Raw genomic sequence first — 18601 nt, 5'->3', positions numbered from 1 at the left:
GCCCGAAGGCCCGCGCCCACGGGCCCTTCGAGTGCCATTCAGCACTGACCAGCCACGCCTGCCAGGGGCGCCGGAGCATGACCGGCGCTCCCCGACCAATGCCCGCTTCAGTGGCGAAACGGCTGCTGCCCTCAGCCCGAGCCACCCCGCCAGCCGGCACCGCAGCTCGAAGCTGGTGCTCAACGCCTGCTTCCTGACTCACCCCAGGAACCTGCAGGAGCAGAACTTCGCCGGCTGCGTGATCCTCGAGCAGGACTCGCTGGACGAAAAGGTCCCGGCCACCCGCATCAGAGACATCAAGGTCTGCGAAACCTGGAAAGGCGCAAACCGGGTATCCCTCAAAGCCACTGGCTGACCGCAGGCAATCACCACCCGGGGCTCTGCATCAGCTCCGGGTGGCCGCCCCAGGCCAGGATGATCGGCGCGGGAGGCCGCTACGTGGATCGCGAGCCCGCTCGCTGCCACAGAGAGTGACGGCGCTGATTCAGATACGGATCAACACTCGGTTGTCCACATCGCTGCAGCCGCGGCCTTCATGGTCGATACCCCTGTCCCAGCAACCAGCTGCGCACCGCCCTGCCCTGTTCTTCGTCAAGACCGGACAAGGCTTCGCGGGGCGTTTGCTGCTGCAGCCGGCGCAACAGCGGCGCCAGCTCGACACCCTGCACATGCCAGACACCCAAGGGCTGGTCCGGGGTGATCACCACCTCGGCTTCATCCACCAGGCCATCGCGCAATACCGGCGCGCGCTCGATGCGCAAAGCCGAGAAATCCTGCATACGGTGCGCTGGCTGCCGGTCCGGCCATTGCCGCCGCGCCTGCCAGAATGGCTGTTCGGGCCAGCGCTGTTCGTCGGCATAGAAGTCCCGGCCAATGCGCGCAAAACGCAGGAACAACTGCTCCACCCGCTGCCGGTGGAAACGCTGCACCAGCGCGGCACGTTGCGGCTGCTGCAACAGGGTGTTGATCACCGCCGGCGCCTGCAGGGCGCAGGACAGCGACTGGAAAATGCCATTGCCCGATAACGGGTCCACCGCCATGGCTGCGTCGCCGACCCGTAGCCAGTGATCGCCACACACTTGGGGGCTGAGGATCGCCGTGCTGCTGCGGGCGTGCAGTTGCAGGTCGTGCTCTGGTGCGTCGGAAAAAAAACTCCGGGCCATGGCCGAAGCCCGGCGGCGCTGGCGACAGTACTCCAGCAACTGCGCCTTGCCCGGCAGCCCGGCACTGGCCACGTCCAGCGTGAGCTGCCAGTAGCACTGGCCGTCCGCGCGCCGGGCCATCCAGGCCCAGCCATCTTCCAGGCTGTGCACTGCACTGGCGGCCTGGCCGATCGGGCCTTGCCAGCGATTGAGCAGGCTGAGGGTTTCCGGGCCGCGCAGGCCCTTGTCCGGCCCCTGGTTCAACTCATCGTCCGAGGTCTTGCGCAGGCCCTTGGCCAGTGCCGGAGCCTGGCGCCCGCGGGCCTCCACCAGGAACTCGCCAGCCAGCTCATCCTGGCCCTCGACCTGCACCCGATGCCCGGCCGCCGTGGACTGCACCTGCAGCACCCGACCCTCGATCAGCCGCACCCCGGCCAGGCGCAAGGCGTGCCGCAGGCCCTGGTCGAAGCTCGGGCGATCCAGCAGGTATTCGATGTTCTGCGCGTGCTCGGCACCGTTCCAGGCCACCTGCCGCTGGGAAGGTTGCAGGGCCTGGGCCAGTGCCTGCTCCAGGCCGGCGCTGCGCAACGCCTCCAGGACTCTTACCGACACCCCTTCCAGCGCCGCAAAGCGGCGCCAGTCGCTGACCAGGGTTACCGGATAACCGAGACGACGCAGGCCCAGGGCCACCGTCGCCCCGGCGGGACCGGCGCCGAGAATCAGGATGCGGCTCATCCCGGCCGCCGCCGCTCGGGGCCGTGGAAATCGGCATGCTCGCGCAGCCACTGGGCGACCTGCGCCTTGCTCGCGTCGGGGTGCCGAGCCAGGTAGGCACCGATGTGCCCACTCAGGGCCGCACACCCCAGGCTGGCACCGGACTGCCCGGAGCCTGCGCCCTGCACACAGGCGGCAAAATCGGCCTGCGCGCTGCCCAGCCAGGCCCATTGTTGAGCACTGCATCGAGCATCACCCGTCGCCCGCAGCACCCCGGGGTAACGAGCCGGATACACCGGCTCGCCCTGGGCCGGGCTGGAAGCGCAGAGCAGTACGCCACGTGCTTCGGCCTCGGCACAGGCCTGGCGCAACGACGGGCGATCCTGGCGCAGGCCAAGGCTGAGGTTGATCAGGCGCACCTCCTGCTCCAGCAGCCAATACAGCGCAGCGCTCACCTGGGCGGCGCTGGTGACCCCACGCTGATCGAACACCTGGGCCACATACAGCTGCGCATCAGGGGCGCGCTGCTGGATGGCCTCGACGATCGCGCTGCCATGGCCCAGCGTATCGGGCTGCAATCGGCCCTCGCCGATGCCTTCGGGCTGCAGAAAGAACCGCCGCCCCTGCACGACCCGTTGCTCGGCAGCGTGACCACTGTCGATCACGCCAATGCGCACCTCAGGCTTCATGGGCCACCTCCACGCTGCGCAGCACACCGCCCTGCAACTCGAACCGCAGGTCGGCATGGGCCAGGGTCGAGGGCCGGTGGCTGATGAGGATCCGCGTGCGCCCGGCGAACAGCCGGTCGATGGCTTCGATCACCTCGCGCTCGGTGGCCTCATCCACCGCCGAGGTGGCTTCGTCCAGCACCAGGATCATCGGGTCCTGGAGCAGTGCCCGGGCAATGGCGATGCGTTGTTTCTGGCCGCCGGAAAGCTGCTGCCCGCGCTCTCCAAGCGGGCTGTCCAGGCCCTCGGGCAAGGACTCGATCAGGCCCTGCAACTGCGCCAGCCGCGCCACTTCGGCCACCGCCTCGCGGCTGGCATCGGGCACGCTGTAGGCCAGGTTGTCCGCCAGGCTGCCGCGAAACAGCACGATGTCCTGGCTGACCACCGCCACCTGCCGGCGCAATTGCGTCAGGTCCAGCCGCCGCAGGTCCACGCCCCCCAGCAGCACCTGCCCGGACTGCGGGTCGTGGTGACGCTGCAGCAGGTCGATCAGGGTGCTCTTGCCCGCCCCCGAAGCACCGCTCAGGGCCACCTTGAGGCCATAGGCAATCCGCGCGTCGATACCGCAGAGGATCAGGCCCCGGCCGGGATGGCTGAAGTGCACGCCATCGAAGTACAACTCGCCGTTGTCCGGCAGCGGCAGCGGATCTGGCGGGGCACTGATGCCCGGCTCCTCGCCCCGCAGTTCCATGACCCGGCCCAGGCTCACGGTCATGCGCTGGATCGCCACATACAGCCCCAGCAGGCTCTGCACCGGTCCCACCGCCATGCCCAGATAGGTGGAGAAGGCAATCAGCGCCCCCAGTTGCCAGGTGCCCTGCACCACCCAATAGCCGCCGATCAGAAAGGCGCAGGCCCGGGACAGGGACGTCAGGGTGCCGGGCACCGCCTGGGTGAAGAACTCGGTGACCTGCAGCTTCAGCAACTGGTTCATGTAGCCCTGGCCGAGCCGGTCCAGGCGCTGGGCTTCGCGCTGCTGCTGACCGGCGCTCTGGATGAACTTCATCACCGGCAGGGTTTCCACCATGAACGAGGACATGTCCGCCGAACGCTCGCGCAACTGCCGCACATCGCGCTCCACCTTGCGCCGCATCCAGCGCAGCCAGAGCACGTCCAGGGGGATCAGCAGCAGGGCCAGCAGCGACAGTTGCCAGGACAGGGTCAGGAGCATGGCCAGCGCCACCACCAGGCCGATCACGCTGGACACTGCGGAGAACAATGAGTCCACGGCAAAGCGCTGGATCTCCGCCACATCGCCATCCAGGCGCGACATCAGGTCGCCGATCCGCCGCTGGCCGTAGAAGCTCGGCGACAACCGCTGCAGGTGGCGATAGAGGTCATCGCGCAAGGCAAACAGGATCCGTCCCGACAGCCGTGTGTGCAGGTAGCGGTTGATCCCGGACAGCAGCGTGCCCAGCAGGCCGGCAAGGATCATCAGCCCGGCGACCAGCACCAGCGTGGGGAAATCCCGGGCCAGCAGGCCATCGTCGATCAGCAGCTTGGTCAGCCAGGGTTGCACCAGCACCAGCAACGAGGCGCACACCGACAGTGCCAACAGGCCGCCGATGGCCAGCCGGTGGGGCCGCACAAAACTGTAGAGCCAACCCAGGGCGGCGCCCAGCGCTCGGGAATCGCGGCTGTCCACCAGCCGAGTGAGCAGGCGCAGCATCAACTGCGCAACTGTTTGAGCTTGCGGTACAGGGTCGCGCGGCTGATACCCAGGGCATCGGCGGCGGCCGAGACATTGCCCTGATGGCTGTCCAGGGCATTGCGGATCAACTCCAGTTCGTTCTCGCGAATGCTGCCCCCCAGAGGCCGGGCACTGGCATTGAGGTCGTCGAGCATGCTGTCCGGCAAGTGCTCCAGGCCGATGTGGCTTTCACCCTCCTCGCGCAGGGCCAGGGCGGTGCGCAAGACCATCTCCAGCTGGCGGATGTTGCCCGGCCAGTGGTAGTCCGCCAGCAGCCGGCGCAGCTCCTCGGCGATGCTCACCTCGGCACCACCGAGTTTGTGCAACAGCCTGTCCACCAGGGCTGGCAGGTCCTCGCGTTCGCGCAGGGCCGGCAGCAGCACGCTGATGCCATTGACCCGGTAGAACAGGTCTTCGCGAAACGCCTGGTCCTGCACTTGCTGCTTGAGGTCGCGGTGGGTGGCGCAGATCAGCGCGATGTCGATGTCCTGTTCCTCGCCGGCGCCCAGAGGTGCGACCTTGCGATCCTGCAGCACCCGCAGCAGGCGCGCTTGCAGGGCCAGGGGCATGTCGCCGATCTCATCGAGGAACAAGGTGCCGCCGTGGGCCTGCTGCAAGCGCCCGATCATCCCGCCACGGCGCGAACCGGTGAACGCGCCCTCGCGGTAGCCAAACAGCTCGGACTCGATCAGGCCCTCGGGAATCGCCGCGCAGTTGACCGCGACAAAGGGTTTCTCGGCACGGCTGCCGGCCTGGTGCAGGGCCCGGGCCAGGACTTCCTTGCCCGTGCCGGTCTCGCCCAGGAGCAGCACCGGCAAACCATTGGCCAGGCCCTGGCGAGCCATGCGCAAGGTGCGCGCGTAACGACCGTTGCCGCCGGCCAGGGCTTCCAGGTCTTGGGGCATGGGCGGGCTTTTCGGCGCAGTCCGCGGTGCCCGGTGCAGCGTCAGCGAAGGCTGCGGCGCCCGCAGGGCCTTGTAGAACAGCTCGCCCTTCGCCGTCTGCAAACTGCCCACCGCACCTTGCTGCAGGCGCGCCAGCAATTGCAGGCCGTCGACCCCGAGAAACTCCTCACAGCGCCGCCCCAGCAAGGCCCCGCGGGAGGTGTTGAGCAACTGGCAGGCCTGGCCGCTGACCGCAAGTATCTGGCCTCCCAGGCTCAGGGCCAGCAGCCCCTGCCACGGCGACTCCAGGTATTGCCGGCGGCTGTGGAAGGCCAGGACGATCTGTTCCGGATAGGAGGCCTGGAACACCCGCGCCTCGATCTGGCTGACCGCCATGGACAGCAGCGCGGTGCTGTCCTGGGCGCGCCCCAGGGGACCTTCGCGGGTCAGGTCGAGAACCCCGAGGATGTCGCCCTGGGGGCATTGAATCGGCACCGAGGTGCAGGAGAAATGGCTGAGGCGATCCAGGTAGTGTTCGCCGCAGTCGATCAGGGTCGGCCGGGCTTCCACCAGTGCCGTGCCCAGGGCGTTGGTGCCCCGGGTGGCCTCACTCCAGCAGGCGCCGAGGGTGATGTCCTGCACGCCGCTGTGCTTGAGCCGGTCGGCACGGCCTTCGATGGCCAGGATGGTGGCGTCGGCATTGGCCAGGATGATCAGGCCGTCCTGGCCCTGGTGCTGGGTCAGGTAGTCGATGGCCGGGATCGCCGCGTCCAGCAGCAAGCGGTTACTGGCCAGCAGCACCTCGAGGCTGGCGCTGGATTCCAGGGTCAATTGGTGTGGGCTGGCAACGTGCACGCCATGGCTGAGGCTGCGTCGCCATGAGGCATCGATTTCCGCACGCAGGACCCCGTCGGGGATCTCGCCTTCCTGGTGCAGCCGTTCCCGGGCCAGCCGGGCTTCCTGCTGCCACTCACCCTTTATTGTTTTTATAAGAGTCATCAAGCGCTCCGAATCAGTCCGCCGGCGGCTTCCCGCTCCAGTCCCTTGAATTGCGCGAAGCACGCAAGCCGTGGTCGATGTCTACACCGGGTACAGAGGGCAGTAAAGGGGTTTGCCCGGAATCGGACACCCTGCACCTGCGCCTGTTGAAAGCAAAGCAAAAGCTGCGCCAGCCTGGCCGGCGCTCGAGCATCTTGACGTTAACGTAAAGCAAATGGCAAGTGCCGCATGCCCCCTCGCGGACTCTCCCGTTGGCGTTGGCTTGCCAGCGCCGAGAGCCTTGAGACGAGCGCAAGACTTGAGACCCCTTCGCCGGCAAGCCGGCTCCTACGGCGAATGCATGCCAGCTTGTGCAGGAGCTGGCTTGCCAGCGATCGAGGGCCTTTAGTCGGGTGCAAGACGTGAGGGCCCTTTCGCCGGCAAGCCGGCTCCTACGGCAAATGCATGCCAGCTTGTGCAGGAGCTGGCTTGCCAGCGAACGAGGGCCTTTAGTCGGGTGCAAGACGTGAGGGCCCTTTCGCCGGCAAGCCGGCTCCTACGGCGAATGCATGCCAGCTTATGCAGGAGCTGGCTTGCCAGCGATCGAGGGCCTTTAGTCGGGTGCAAGACGTGAGGACCCTTTCGCCGGCAAGCCGGCTCCTGCGGCGAATGCATGCCAGCTTGTGTAGGAGCTGGCTTGCCAGCGATCGAGGGCCTTTAGTCGGGTGCAAGATGTGAGAGCCCTTTCGCCGGCAAGCCGGCTCCTGCGCAAGAGCGGGGCTGGTGGTGCCTACAGGGCCCAGGCGGCGGAATCGGCGAAGAACGCCCGGGCGTTGTCTTCCAGGCTTTCCAGGTGATACCCCCCTTCCTGGACGATCAGGCACGGCAGGCCCAGGCTGCGGATACGCTGGCCCAGGGTGGCGAAACCGTCGCGGGTCACCGCCACCTTGCTTTGCGGATCCAGCTCGTAGATATCGAAGCCCAGGGACAGCACCAGCACCTGGGCAGCAAAATCCTGCACCGCGCTCAGGGCCTGCTCCAGCCGTTCAAGAAAGTCCCCTTCGCTGGATCCGTGGGCCATGGGCAGGTTGAGGTTGTAGCCCGCGCCCGCGCCGCTGCCGCGTTCTTCGGCAAACCCCGCGACGCCCGGATAGAAGTTGGTCGGGTCGCCGTGCACCGAGACGTAGAGCACGTCGTCGCGGTCGTAGAAGATTTCCTGGATGCCCTGGCCGTGGTGCATGTCGGTGTCGAGCACCGCCACCCGGCTGAACCTGTCCCGCAGTACCTGGGCGGCAATCGCCGCGTTGTTCAGGTAGCAGAAGCCGCCTGCGGCTTCGGCCCGGGCATGGTGCCCCGGTGGCCGGCACAGGGCGTAGGCCGCTGGCTCGCCGTCGAGCAGGGCCCGGGCCCCGGCGATGGCGCTCTGGGCCGACCAATAGGCCGAGCGCCAGGTCTGCTCGCCCACCGGGCAGCTGCCGTCCGCCAGGTAGCGCGCGGCCTGGGCCAGGATTCCCCGCAGGGCATTGGGCTCGCGCACGAAGATGTTGGACATGACCTCGTCACCCCAGTCTTCGGGGATTTCCTTCCAGCGCTGATGGGCCTCCTCAAGAAAGCTCAAGTACGCCGCGCCATGCACCGCCAGCAGCGGTTGCAGGCCGGCGTCCTCGGGCTGCAGCAGGTCGAAGCCCAGAGAGTGGGCGGCCTGTACCAGGCGGCTGGCGCGTTCGGGGACTTCCTGGGGGGTACGCATCTGGCCCCGGGAGTAGTAGCTGCGGGGATGATGAAGCAGCTGTTCAGGGTGGAAGAAACTGCGCATGACTCTCTCCTCAGGCAACTTGGCCGGCGCGGGCCAGCACGGCATTGAGCAATACATCGGCGCCCTGGCACACGTCCTCGGGCAACACGTCTTCGGCCTCGTTGTGACTCAGGCCACCGACACAGGGGATGAACACCATCGCGGTCGGACAGTAGCGCGCCAGCAGGATGGCATCGTGCCCCGCGCCGCTGACGATGGACTGCTGCGCATAGCCCAGGGCGTCCACCGCCTGCTGCACCGCCGCCACGCAGTCGGCATCGAACGGGGTGGCCGGGCTGACCCAATGACGGTTGATACTGACCTTGAGACCACGCTGGGCGGCAATGGCCTGCAGGCGCTCCTGGACCTGCTGCTCCATGGCGGCAATCTGCGCATCCTGGTGATGGCGCAGGTCGACGGTAAAGTCCACCACCCCGGGAATGGTGTTGCGCGACGACTTGGCAATGCTCAATTCGCCCACGGTGGTCAGGCCCTGGGGCGCGAAGTCCGCCGCCAGTTGTTCCACCGCGAGGATCATCTGCCCGGCGCCGTAGAGGGCGTCCTGACGCAGCGGCATCGGCGTGGTGCCGGCGTGGGCGGCCATGCCTTGCACCTGCACGTCGAGCCAGCGGATCGCCTGGCCGCCGCTGACCACGCCGATGCTCTTGGCGTTGTCTTCAAGGATCGGCCCCTGTTCGATGTGGGCCTCGAAATAGGCATCCACCTGCCCGCCCAGGGGCCGGCTGCCGGCATACCCGGTACGCTCCAGCGCCTCGGCCACGCTGATGCCCGCGGCATCGCGCACCGCCAGGGCCGATGCCAGGGTCATGACCCCGGTGAACACCGCCGAACCGAACATCGCCGGGGTGAAGCGTGCGCCCTCCTCGTTGGTCCACACCGCCACTTCCAGGGGCTTGCGGGTCTGGATGCCCAGGTCATTGAGGCGGCGCAGCACTTCCAGGCCGGCGAGCACGCCGTACACACCGTCGAAGCGCCCGCCTTCGGGCTGGGTGTCGAGGTGGCTGCCCATCATCACCGGGGCCGCGTCCGGATCGCTGCCAGGGCGCCGGGCAAACAGGTTGCCGATGGGGTCGACACTCAGGGTCAACCCGGCCTCGCGGCACCAGTGGGCGAACAGTTCGCGGCCGGCTTGGTCTTCATCGCTCAAGGCCAGCCGGCAACTGCCGCCACGGGCGGTGGCGCCGATCTCGGCCATGGCCATCAGGCTCGCCCACAGGCGTTGACCATTGATTTTCAACATGCAGGATTCTCCAAGCATTCAGGCGCCGTGCGCCATTTCCAGACGGTGGGCGGTGGCGTGCCGACGGGCCAGGGCCAGCACGCAGATCAGCGAGACCGCGGCGATCAGGCTGTAGAACACTGCCATCGGCCACCACTGGCCGATGAATCGATGGGCCAGCCAGGTGCCGACCAGCGGCGTCAAGCCTCCGGCCAGGGCACCGCAGACCTGATAGGCCAGGGAGATCGCGGTGTAGCGCACCCGGGTCTCGAACATGCCGCTGACATAGCCGGCGATCACCGCGTAGAAGGACGCCATGCACACCACCGCCAGGGCGATGCCGAGAATCATCAAGGGGGCCTGGCCAGAGCTCACCAGCACGAACATCGGGTACGGCGAGGCCATGGCCAGCAGCGACACCAGGCACAGAAAACGCGTGGCACCGATCTTCTCGGCGGTCCAGGCGGCCAGGGGCTGGATGCAGAACTGGATGATAGCCACCACGAACAGGCATTCCAGGATCAGCGACCGGGGGATCTCCAGCTGCTGGGTGGTGTAGGCGATCATGAAGGTGTTGGTGAAATACACCCCGGCAATTCCCAGGGTGTTGGCGCCGATGCACAGCAGCAAGGGACGCCAGGCACTGCGCAGCACTTCCATCACCGGGGTCTGCTCCTTGCGCTGGGCCTTGACCGCCTGCTCGCGGCTGGCAAGAAACTCTGGCGACTCGTTGACTCCCAGGCGAATCGCCAGGCCCACCAGCAGCAACAGGGCACTGGCGAGGAACGGCAGGCGCCAGCCCCAGCTCATCAGCGCCTCTTCCGGCAGGCGAGTGACCGCGCTGAAAGCCAGCAGCGAGAGAATCAGCCCGGCGGGGCTGCCCAATTGGGCGAAGGAGGCGAAGAAGTTGCGCCGGCCCTTGGGCGCATGTTCGCCGGCCATCAACACTGCACCGCCCCACTCGCCGCCCACGGCAATGCCCTGGACGATACGCAGCAGGATCAGCAGCACCGGTGCCAGGGCGCCGATCTGTGCATAAGTCGGCAGCAGGCCGATGCACACCGTGACCACGCCCATCATCAGCAAGGTGATGACCAGGGATTTCTTGCGGCCGATGCGGTCGCCGATATGGCCGAAGATGATCCCGCCCAGGGGCCGGGCGAAGAAGCCCACGGCGAAGGTGCCGAACGCGGCCATGGTGCTGAAGAGCTTGTCGTCGGAGGGGAAGAACAAGGCCCCGAACACCAGCGCCGCGGCGGTGGCGTAGATGTAGAAGTCGTACCATTCGATCATGGTGCCGATAAAGGCGGCGGCCGCGGCCCGGCGTGGCTGCGGCGAAGCGGAAGGCTTCATGGGTCAGGCTCCCTTGGTTATTTTTTTGGCAGGAGTGAGGGTCAAGCGCAGGGGCTTCTGCTGGCGCCTGTCTGGGGAGGATTTATCCGTTGCGAGGGATAATTAGTCAATTTTCTATTGTTTATCTCGATTATTATCCCTGCTTATTATTCGTCGATTGCTTGATCCAGAGCCTCCCATGTCCGACCGTGAGCCCCATCGCCTGCTCAATGACCGCCTCGACTGGAACCTGCTGCGCACCTTCCGGGTGATCGGCCAGGAGCTGAGCATCAGCCGTGCCGCGGCGCGCCTGCACCTGACCCAGCCGGCGGTGAGCCAGGCCCTCAAGCGCCTGGAGGAACAACTGGGGCGACAACTGATCGCCCGCCGCGGGCCGCGCTTTGCCCTGACCGAAGTCGGCGAACAGATCTTTGCCCTGGCCGGGGAGATCTACGGCCAAATGTCCCAGGTCAGCAGCCTGCTGGAGCAGCCCGCCGACGAGGTCAGCGGCAGGGTCCGGCTGCTGATCATCAGTCGCATCTTCAGTGAGCGCTTCGATGCTTTTCTGGCCGACTTCCATCGTCAACATCCCCGGGTCGATTTGGAGGTGGAGGTGATGCGCAGCTCGGACATCGTCAGCGCCCTGCTGGAAAAGACTGCGACCCTGGGCCTGAGCCTCAACCGACGGCCGCAGCCGCGCCTGGAGCAGCGGCTGTTCCTGCGCCAGCGCTACGGTTTCTTCTGCGGCAAGCATCATCCTCTGTTCGGCCGCGAAGACGTCGCCGAGGGCGACCTGCAGCGGGAGAACTTCGTCAGTTTCACCAGCGACCAGATTGGCGGCATGCTTTCGCCACTGACCATTTTTCGCGACCAGCAGGGCTTCAGCGGGCGCATTGTCGCGTCGTCGCCGAGCCTTGAGGAGGTTCGGCGCCTGGTGATCGCCGGCTTCGGCATCGGCTGCCTGCCGGAGCACGTGGTGGCCGCCGATGTCGACGCCGGGCTGCTATGGCGCCTGCCCCCTCACGAAGGCATTGCCGATGTCGACATCCACCTGCTGTGGAATCGCGAGCAGCGCATGAGCCGCGCCGAGACGATCTTCCTCGAACGCCTGCAGGGCTGCCTCGAAGCTCAGTAGCCGCGCGCCCGGTCCACCAGGTTCAGCGGCGGCTCCCCGGCGTGCAGGCGGCGCAGGTTCTCCGCCACTTGCATGGCGATGCAGTCGTGGGACGCGGCCGAAGCCATGTGTGGGGTGATGGTCACCCCGGGCAGGCTCCACAGGCGCTGATCCGGCGGCAGCGGTTCCTCCTCGAAGACATCCAGCAAGGCGCCCCGCAACTGCCCACTGGCCAGGGCTTGCTGCAAGTCCTCGAGCCGCAGGTGCGCGCCCCGCCCGCAATTGACCACCGCCGCTCCCGGCGCCAGTCGGGCGAAGGTTGCCTGACCGAGAATGCCGCGGGTCTCGGTGGTCAGCGGCAGCAAGTTGATCAACAGTTCCAGGCCATCGAGAAAGGCTCCCATAGCCTGGGGGCCGGCGAAGGTCTGCACCGCCGCCAGTTGCTTGCCGCTGCGGGCCCAGCCCCGGACTTGATAGCCGGCGGCAGCCAGGTCTTCGGCAATGGCCGCGCCGAGGGAACCCAGGCCCATGACCCCGACCTTGAATTCGGCGGCCGGACGCTGCCGGGGGCGCTGCCAGACTTTGCCAGCCTGCTGTTGCAGCACCTGGTCGAAACCCCGGTGATAGTGGATGGCGGCCCAGCGCACATACTCGGTCATGCCCTGGCGATGTCCGGGGTCCACGACCCGGCATACCGGCAACGGCGGGCAGGACGGATCGTGCTGCAGATGATCGATCCCCGCGGCCACCGAATGAATCAGCCGCAGGCCGGGCAAGGCCCCGAGGCTGCCGGCGGGGGGAAACCAGCAGGCGGCCACCTGTGCCTCCCCGGCCAGCGGATCATCCGCCAGCACCGCATCGAGCTGCGGCGCACTGCGGGCAAAGGCCTGCTGCAACTGCTGCAGGAGCGTCGTATCACGGGACAACAGCACCACCGGACTCATGACCGGTAGGACTCGCGCTGAGACTCGATCAGGGTCAGGGCCGCTTCCCAGGCCAGTTGGATGATGTTGTCGGCATCATCGCGCTCGAACTGCTCGGCGGTGTGGGCACAGACCTCGGGTGACGGATAATTCAACTCCGAGCCTCCGGCCAGGGCCTGTACCTGGGCCTGGCAGGCACGCTCGAGGAAGTGGATCTCCTGGAAGGCATGGGCCACGCTCAGCCCGCCCACCAACAGCCCATGGTTGCGCAGGATCATTGCCCGGTGCGGCCCCAGGTCGGCGATCAGCCGCTCGCGCTCGTCCAGGGACAGGGCAATGCCCTCATAGGTGTGATAGGCCAACTTGCCGTAGAACTTCAACGCGTGCTGGCTGATGGGCAGCAGCCCCTGCTTCTGCGCTGCTACCGCCATGCCGGCGGCGGTGTGGGTGTGGATCACGCAGTTGAGATCGGGGCGCGCCATGTGGATCGCCGAATGGATGACGAACCCCGCGGCATTGACCCGCTGCTGGCTGGAATCCGGGTCGACGATGCGCCCCTGCTGGTCAATGCGCACCAGGTCGCTGGCGCGCATGCGATCGAAGATCACCCCATAGCGGTTGATCAAGAAGTGATGCTCGGGCCCGGGAATGCGCAGGGTGATGTGGGTGTCGATCAGGTCGGTCATGCGAAAGTGCGCCACCAGGCGGTACAGTGCCGCCAGTTCGCAACGGGCCTGCCATTCAACGGCACTCATGTGTTCAGGTTTGCTCACGAATACACCTCTTGGGGAGCTGTGTGGGTGGCTGGGCTGGCGCGCATCCGCGCCAGCCCGCAGACACCGATCAAGGACAGGGCCGACAGCAGGCTGAAGAACAGCGCCAAGGGCAGCCATTGCCCGGAAAACTGGCTGGCCAGCAGCGTGCCGATCAGCGGCGTGGTGCCACCGGCCAGGGCGCAGCTGAGCTGGTAGGCGATGGAAATGCCGGAATAGCGCAGGTGCACCGGAAAGGCCTGGGTCATGTAGCCGGCGATCACCGCGTACAGCGCCGAGAGGATCACCACCGCCAGGGCGATGCCGAGGGTCATCAGCAGGATGTTCTGGGTGCCCACCAGGAGGAACATCGGGTACGGCGTGACCATGCACAACAGGGCCACCAGGGTCAGGAAACGGCCCTCGCCGAAGCGTTCGGCAAGCAGCGCCGAGATCGGTTGGGACAGCAACTGGATCACCGTCACCAGGAACAGGCAGTCGAGAATGGTCGCCCGGGGAATGCCCTGGTACTGAGTGACATAGGTGATCATGAACGTGTTGGTGAAGAAGAACCCGGCCGAGCCGATGGTCACCGCCGCTGCGGCAAAGAGGATCTGCCGCCAGCAGTTTCGGATCACCTCCATCACTGGGTAGTCGGCGGTTTCGTGGTTGTCCCGGGCCTTGGCGAACTCTGGCGACTCATTCACCCCGGAGCGGATCATAAAGCCGACCATCATCAATACACCGCTGGCCAGGAACGGCAGGCGCCAGCCCCAGGCGAGGAAGTCCTCGGGCGCAAGGCTGGTGACCAGGCGAAAGGCAATCAGTGCCAGCAACAAGCCAGCGGGGCTGCCCAACTGGGCGAAGGAGGCGTAGAACGTCTTGCGCTTGGCCGGTGCATGTTCGCTGGCCATCAACACCGCCCCGCCCCACTCGCCCCCCACGGAAATCCCCTGGATCAGGCGCAACACGATCAGGCTGATGGGCGCCCAGATACCGACGCTGGCGTAGCTGGGCAGCAGGCCGATGCCGGTGGTGGCCAGGCCCATCAGGGCCATGGTCACCAGGAGCATTTTCTTGCGACCGAGGCGATCTCCCAGGTGGCCGAAGACCATGCCCGCCATGGGCCGGGCAATGAAGCCCACGGCGAAGCTGCCGAACGCCGCCAGGGTGCTCATCACCGGATCGCTGCTGGGAAAGAACACCTGCCCCAGGACCAATGCCGCTGCAGTGGCGTAGATATAGAAGTCGTAGAACTCGATGGTGGTGCCGATGAAGGCCGCCGCCGCCGCGCGTCGCGGCTGAGAGGTGCTGTGCATGCAAGGACCCTGTGTATTTGTAGTTATGGGCAGGTGCTGAAGGCTCGGTCACGGGGCGCTCTGTGGCGCTTGCGGGCTTTATCGCCGCCATGCAAGGATTAGTCAATTTTCAAATTCTTAACCTTGGTATTAGCCAAACTACTAACAGAGGTGGGCATGGCCTCCCCCAGCGTTCCCGACACTGAATGGGTCGGCCGGCGTTTTCTCAACGACCGCCTGGACTGGAACCTGCTGCGCACCTATCTGGTGATCGGCCAGGAAGGCAGCATGAGCCGCGCCGCTGCGCGCCTGCACATCACCCAGTCAGCCGTCAGCCAGGCATTGAAACGCCTTGAGGAGCAACTCGACTGTGTGTTGATCGTTCGGGGGGGGCCGGCGCTTTGAATTGACTGAAACCGGCGAGGATGTGTTGCGTATCGCCGCGGATATCTACGGCGATATCTCACGCCTGGGCACGGTGGTGGAAAGCCGCCAGGACGACGTGGTGGGCAAGATCCGCATCCTTACCGTCAGTGGTGTGAAGGCGCAGCACTACGACGAGTTTCTCGCCGACTTCCATGCCGCGCACCCGAAGATCGAGCTGGAGGTGGAAGTGATGGGCAGCTCGAATATCATCAGTTCGTTGCTGCAGAAGACCGCCACCCTGGGAGTCGGCCTGTGCCGTCTGCCGCAGCCGCGACTGGAGCAGCGGGTGCTGTTTCGCGAGCGCTATGCCTACTTCTGCGGTCAGCGTCATCACTTGTTCGGGCAACAGGGCCTGAGCCTGGAACAGCTGGCGGCGGAACACTTTGTCAGCTTCACCAGCGACCAGTTGGGGGGCAACCTTTCGCCCTTGACGCTGTTTCGCGATCAGCAGGGCTTTACCGGCAAGATCGTCGCTTCATCCACCAGTTTCGAGGAAATTCATCGACTGATCTGTGCCGGATTCGGCATCGGCTGCCTGCCAATCCACCTGGTGCGTCGGGATGTCGAGCAGGGCTTGCTGTGGCGCTTGCCACCGGAAGAGGGAGTGGTGGATTTCGATATCCAGCTGCTGTGGAATCGCGAACAGAAGATGAGCCAGGCCGAGAGTCTGTTTCTGCAGAGCATCCAGCACATGCTCAGTATCCGTGAGCAGGTGCCGGGGAGCCTGATGCTCAAGTGACTCACACGTGGGGGTCGCCCGGGGCCTTGGCCGGGGCGGCGTACTGCGGCTTGAGGTGGCCATCCTGGTCCAGCAGCCAGGCGTCCATGATCTGCCGCACCACAGGACCGGCGACCCGGCCACCGGCCTCGCCGTTCTCGATCATCACCGAGATCACGATCTGCGGATGCTCGGCCGGGGCGAAGCCGACGAACAAGGCATTGTCGCGGTTGCGCTCACGGGTCTTCAGGCGGTCATAGCGCTCGCCCTGCTTGATCGCCACCACCTGGGCGGTGCCGCTCTTGCCGGCAATGCGGTATTGCGCTCCGGCAGCCGCGGCGCGAGCGATGCCCCGCGGATCGTGCATGACCATCTGCATGCCGTGGTTGACCTGGTCCCACTCCCGCGGGTCCTTGAGGAGGATGTTGGGCATCGGGTGCTCGTCCACAGGGGCCACGCCGTCGATGCTCTTGGCCAGGTGCGGACGGTTCCACACGCCCTTGTTGGCGATCAGCGCGGTGGCCTGGGCCAGTTGCAGCGGCGTGACCTGCATGTAGCCCTGGCCAATGCCGAGGATCACCGTCTCGCCCGGGAACCACGGCTGGCGTCGGGTAGCGCGCTTCCAGGCCTGGGATGGCATCAGGCCGGCAGACTCCTCGAACATGTCCAGGGAAACCTTTTCACCCAGCCCGAACATCGCCATGTAGTCGTGCAGGCGGTCGATGCCAAGCTTGTGGGCCAGGTCGTAGAAGTAGGTGTCGTTGGAGCGCATGATCGCTGCGTCCATGTCGACCCAGCCGTCGCCGCTGTGGTTCCAGTTGCGGTACTTGTGATCGAAGTCCGGCAACTGGTAGTAGCCCGGATCGAAGACCCGGGTCGAAGCCGTGACAACGCCGGTATCGAGGCCGGCGATCGCCACTTCTGGCTTGATGGTCGAGCCCGGCGCGTAGAGGCCGCGCAATACCCGGTTGAACAGCGGCCGGTCGATGGAGTCGTGCAGCGCCGCGTACTCCTTGAAGCTGATGCCGGTGACGAACAGGTTGGGGTCGAAGCTTGGCTTGCTGACCATGGCCAGGACTTCGCCGGTAGCCGGATCCAGGGCGACCACTGAACCGCGGCGGTCACCCAGGGCGTCTTCGGCGGCTTGCTGGAGCTTCGCATCGAGGCTCAGGACGATGCTCTTCCCGGGGATTGGGTCGGTGTGCTTGAGCACCCGCATCACGCGGCCCTGGGCATTGGTTTCCACTTCTTCATAGCCGACGTGACCGTGCAGCTCGGATTCGTAGAACTTCTCGATACCGGTCTTGCCGATGGACTGGGTGCCGCGGTACTCCACCGAGTCCAGGCTCTTGGCTTCCTTCTCGTTGATCCGCCCGACATAGCCGATGGAGTGGGCGAAATGCGCGCCCATTGGGTAGTGGCGGACGAACTGGGCCTCCACGTCCAGGCCCGGCAGACGGTATTCGTTGACCGCCAGTACGGCGATCTGCTCTTCGGTGAGCTCGTAGAACAGGGTCACTGGAACAAAGGGATGACGCGCCTGCTTCATTTCCTTGTCGAACAGCGTGCGGTCTTCCGGAGGCAAGTGCAGCAGATTGACCACGGTGTCCAGTTCACCCTTGAGATCCGTGGCGCGTTCGCGGGTGATGGTGAGGTTGAAACTGGGGCGGTTGTCGGCCAGGACCACGCCATTGCGGTCATAGATCAGCCCGCGGGTCGGGGTGATCGGCAGGACGTGCACGCGGTTGTTTTCCGAGACGGTGGAGTGATAGTCAAACTCCACCACCTGGAGGAAATACATGCGGGCCACCAGGGCGCAGGTCACCGCTACTACCAGTACCGCGCAGGCCAGTAGCCGCTTGTTGACCAGGCGGGTTTCTTTCTCGTGGTCCTTGATTGGAATCGCTTCGGGCATTGCTACAGCTTCTCTTTGAATAGAGGTCGACGCTGATCCGTGCGGGTGAACTCAAGTCCCTTAAAAAGAGCTGCACCATACCAAAAACCATCGACGGACCTTGAGCGGATTTCCAACACGACTGATCAGTGGTGCCAGTGCAACAGGGCATTCGCGAATTTCAATCAACAGTCATGTTTCGACTCATGGTTTTCAGTGGGTGCGAGCGTGGAATGTTCAACGTTGTCATTCCTGCAACTGCTGGCCCGGAAGCGCTGGGCATAGCGTTCCGGGCCGATTACGGCAACCATTTCAACAACACAGGGATTGAGCGGCTCCCCTGATTACGCAGCCTGCGGCTGGACCTCAGGAGGGGTGGCTACGCCATGTGGAATAGCGCTTGGCGAAAAAGCCTTGATAGCTGCATGGCGCATGTCGCCGCGCGGATAGAGGGGTAGCCCAGGTCCCCCTGCTCTTCGTAGGTTGAAGGAGCCTGAGCGCCCCAGTACATGAGTGGCCCGGGGGAGCAAGGGACGGCCCAGGGTTTGAAGACTGAAGGGTCCCGCCCAGCCTTAGGCCGCTGCCTGCACCTAATGCTCGAGGCATGAGGACGCTTGCCAAAGAAGCTTTTGCAGAAAACCCAAACCTTGGCACTGTCACCGGGTGCTGGCAGCCGGGCAGTGTCACCCGAGGCATCCATCTCCTGCGGCTTTTATCTCGCGCAAAAACAAAACCCCAATTGCTTTCGCAATTGGGGTTTCGGAATTTAATCTTGACGATGACCTACTCTCACATGGGGAAACCCCACACTACCATCGGCGATGCATCGTTTCACTTCTGAGTTCGGGATGGGATCAGGTGGTTCCAACGCTCTATGATCGTCAAGAAATTCGGGTACTGAGCCGTCTTTCGACGTATCAGCAAATTGGGTATGTAATAGCTTTGTGTGTTCGCAAACTTTCGGTTCGTTTCG

13 protein-coding genes, 1 rRNA gene and 1 pseudogene are annotated in these 18601 nt (G+C 65.4%); 3 read left to right on the top strand and 12 right to left on the bottom strand.

Features of this window, described 5'->3' with window-relative positions:
• Window positions 1–31: 31 nt before the first annotated feature.
• Complete coding sequence (locus tag U873_RS0100075; RefSeq protein WP_025126287.1) at window positions 32–355, top strand: hypothetical protein; 324 nt, start codon at window positions 32–34, stop codon at window positions 353–355.
• Between the two features lie 178 nt (window positions 356–533).
• Here the strand turns inward: U873_RS0100075 and U873_RS0100070 are convergent, their stop codons facing one another.
• The 7 genes from U873_RS0100070 to U873_RS0100040 form a co-directional block, all read right to left on the bottom strand.
• Complete coding sequence (locus U873_RS0100070) at window positions 534–1877, bottom strand: NAD(P)/FAD-dependent oxidoreductase (protein ID WP_025126286.1); 1344 nt, start codon at window positions 1875–1877, stop codon at window positions 534–536.
• Window positions 1874–2545: a S8 family serine peptidase gene (locus U873_RS0100065; protein WP_025126285.1), complete on the bottom strand. Its 672-nt coding sequence runs from the start codon at window positions 2543–2545 to the stop codon at window positions 1874–1876. Before U873_RS0100065 ends, U873_RS0100070 begins: the two co-directional genes overlap by 4 nt.
• Window positions 2535–4253 (bottom strand): ABC transporter ATP-binding protein, encoded by a 1719-nt coding sequence (locus tag U873_RS0100060; protein WP_025126284.1) that lies wholly within the window; start codon window positions 4251–4253, stop codon window positions 2535–2537. Before U873_RS0100060 ends, U873_RS0100065 begins: the two co-directional genes overlap by 11 nt.
• The gene (locus tag U873_RS0100055; RefSeq protein ID WP_025126283.1) at window positions 4253–6157 is read right to left on the bottom strand and encodes a sigma-54-dependent Fis family transcriptional regulator; all 1905 of its coding nucleotides are present in this window, start codon (window positions 6155–6157) and stop codon (window positions 4253–4255) included. The genes U873_RS0100060 and U873_RS0100055 overlap by 1 nt, the downstream gene beginning before the upstream one ends.
• 769 nt (window positions 6158–6926) lie before the next feature.
• The gene (locus tag U873_RS0100050) at window positions 6927–7952 is read right to left on the bottom strand and encodes a histone deacetylase family protein (RefSeq protein ID WP_025126282.1); all 1026 of its coding nucleotides are present in this window, start codon (window positions 7950–7952) and stop codon (window positions 6927–6929) included.
• A gap of 10 nt (window positions 7953–7962) precedes the next feature.
• Window positions 7963–9192, bottom strand: a complete 1230-nt coding sequence (locus U873_RS0100045) for a Zn-dependent hydrolase (protein WP_025126281.1) — start codon at window positions 9190–9192, stop codon at window positions 7963–7965.
• An 18-nt stretch (window positions 9193–9210) separates the two neighbouring features.
• Window positions 9211–10524, bottom strand: a complete 1314-nt coding sequence (locus U873_RS0100040; protein ID WP_025126280.1) for an MFS transporter — start codon at window positions 10522–10524, stop codon at window positions 9211–9213.
• A 178-nt stretch (window positions 10525–10702) separates the two neighbouring features.
• Between U873_RS0100040 and U873_RS0100035 the strand changes: the two genes are divergently transcribed.
• Complete coding sequence (locus U873_RS0100035; protein WP_025126279.1) at window positions 10703–11638, top strand: LysR family transcriptional regulator; 936 nt, start codon at window positions 10703–10705, stop codon at window positions 11636–11638.
• Here U873_RS0100035 and U873_RS0100030 read toward each other — a convergent pair.
• The 3 genes from U873_RS0100030 to U873_RS0100020 are packed head-to-tail and all read right to left on the bottom strand — an operon-like array spanning window position 11632 to window position 14611.
• Window positions 11632–12561 carry a glyoxylate/hydroxypyruvate reductase A gene (locus U873_RS0100030; RefSeq protein ID WP_025126278.1) on the bottom strand — a complete coding sequence of 310 codons (930 nt, stop codon included), beginning with the start codon at window positions 12559–12561 and terminating at the stop codon, window positions 11632–11634. The genes U873_RS0100035 and U873_RS0100030 overlap by 7 nt on opposite strands.
• The gene (locus tag U873_RS0100025; RefSeq protein ID WP_025126277.1) at window positions 12558–13313 is read right to left on the bottom strand and encodes a class II aldolase/adducin family protein; all 756 of its coding nucleotides are present in this window, start codon (window positions 13311–13313) and stop codon (window positions 12558–12560) included. Before U873_RS0100025 ends, U873_RS0100030 begins: the two co-directional genes overlap by 4 nt.
• Complete coding sequence (locus U873_RS0100020; protein ID WP_025126276.1) at window positions 13310–14611, bottom strand: MFS transporter; 1302 nt, start codon at window positions 14609–14611, stop codon at window positions 13310–13312. Before U873_RS0100020 ends, U873_RS0100025 begins: the two co-directional genes overlap by 4 nt.
• A 156-nt stretch (window positions 14612–14767) precedes the next feature.
• Between U873_RS0100020 and U873_RS34155 the strand changes: the two are divergent.
• Window positions 14768–15755: pseudogene (locus U873_RS34155) on the top strand (LysR family transcriptional regulator).
• A 1-nt stretch (window position 15756) separates the two neighbouring features.
• On the opposite strand, the gene mrdA reads toward U873_RS34155, so the two are convergent.
• Window positions 15757–17649 carry a penicillin-binding protein 2 gene (gene mrdA, locus U873_RS0100010; protein WP_025126275.1) on the bottom strand — a complete coding sequence of 631 codons (1893 nt, stop codon included), beginning with the start codon at window positions 17647–17649 and terminating at the stop codon, window positions 15757–15759.
• 749 nt (window positions 17650–18398) lie between these two features.
• Window positions 18399–18514: ribosomal RNA gene (rrf, locus tag U873_RS0100005) — 5S ribosomal RNA — on the bottom strand.
• Window positions 18515–18601: the final 87 nt, after the last annotated feature.

This window comes from Pseudomonas sp. PH1b (assembly GCF_000633395.1).
In the GTDB taxonomy this organism is placed as follows: Bacteria; Pseudomonadota; Gammaproteobacteria; order Pseudomonadales; family Pseudomonadaceae; genus Aquipseudomonas.
This window is presented reverse-complemented; position numbering and strand designations above follow the sequence as displayed.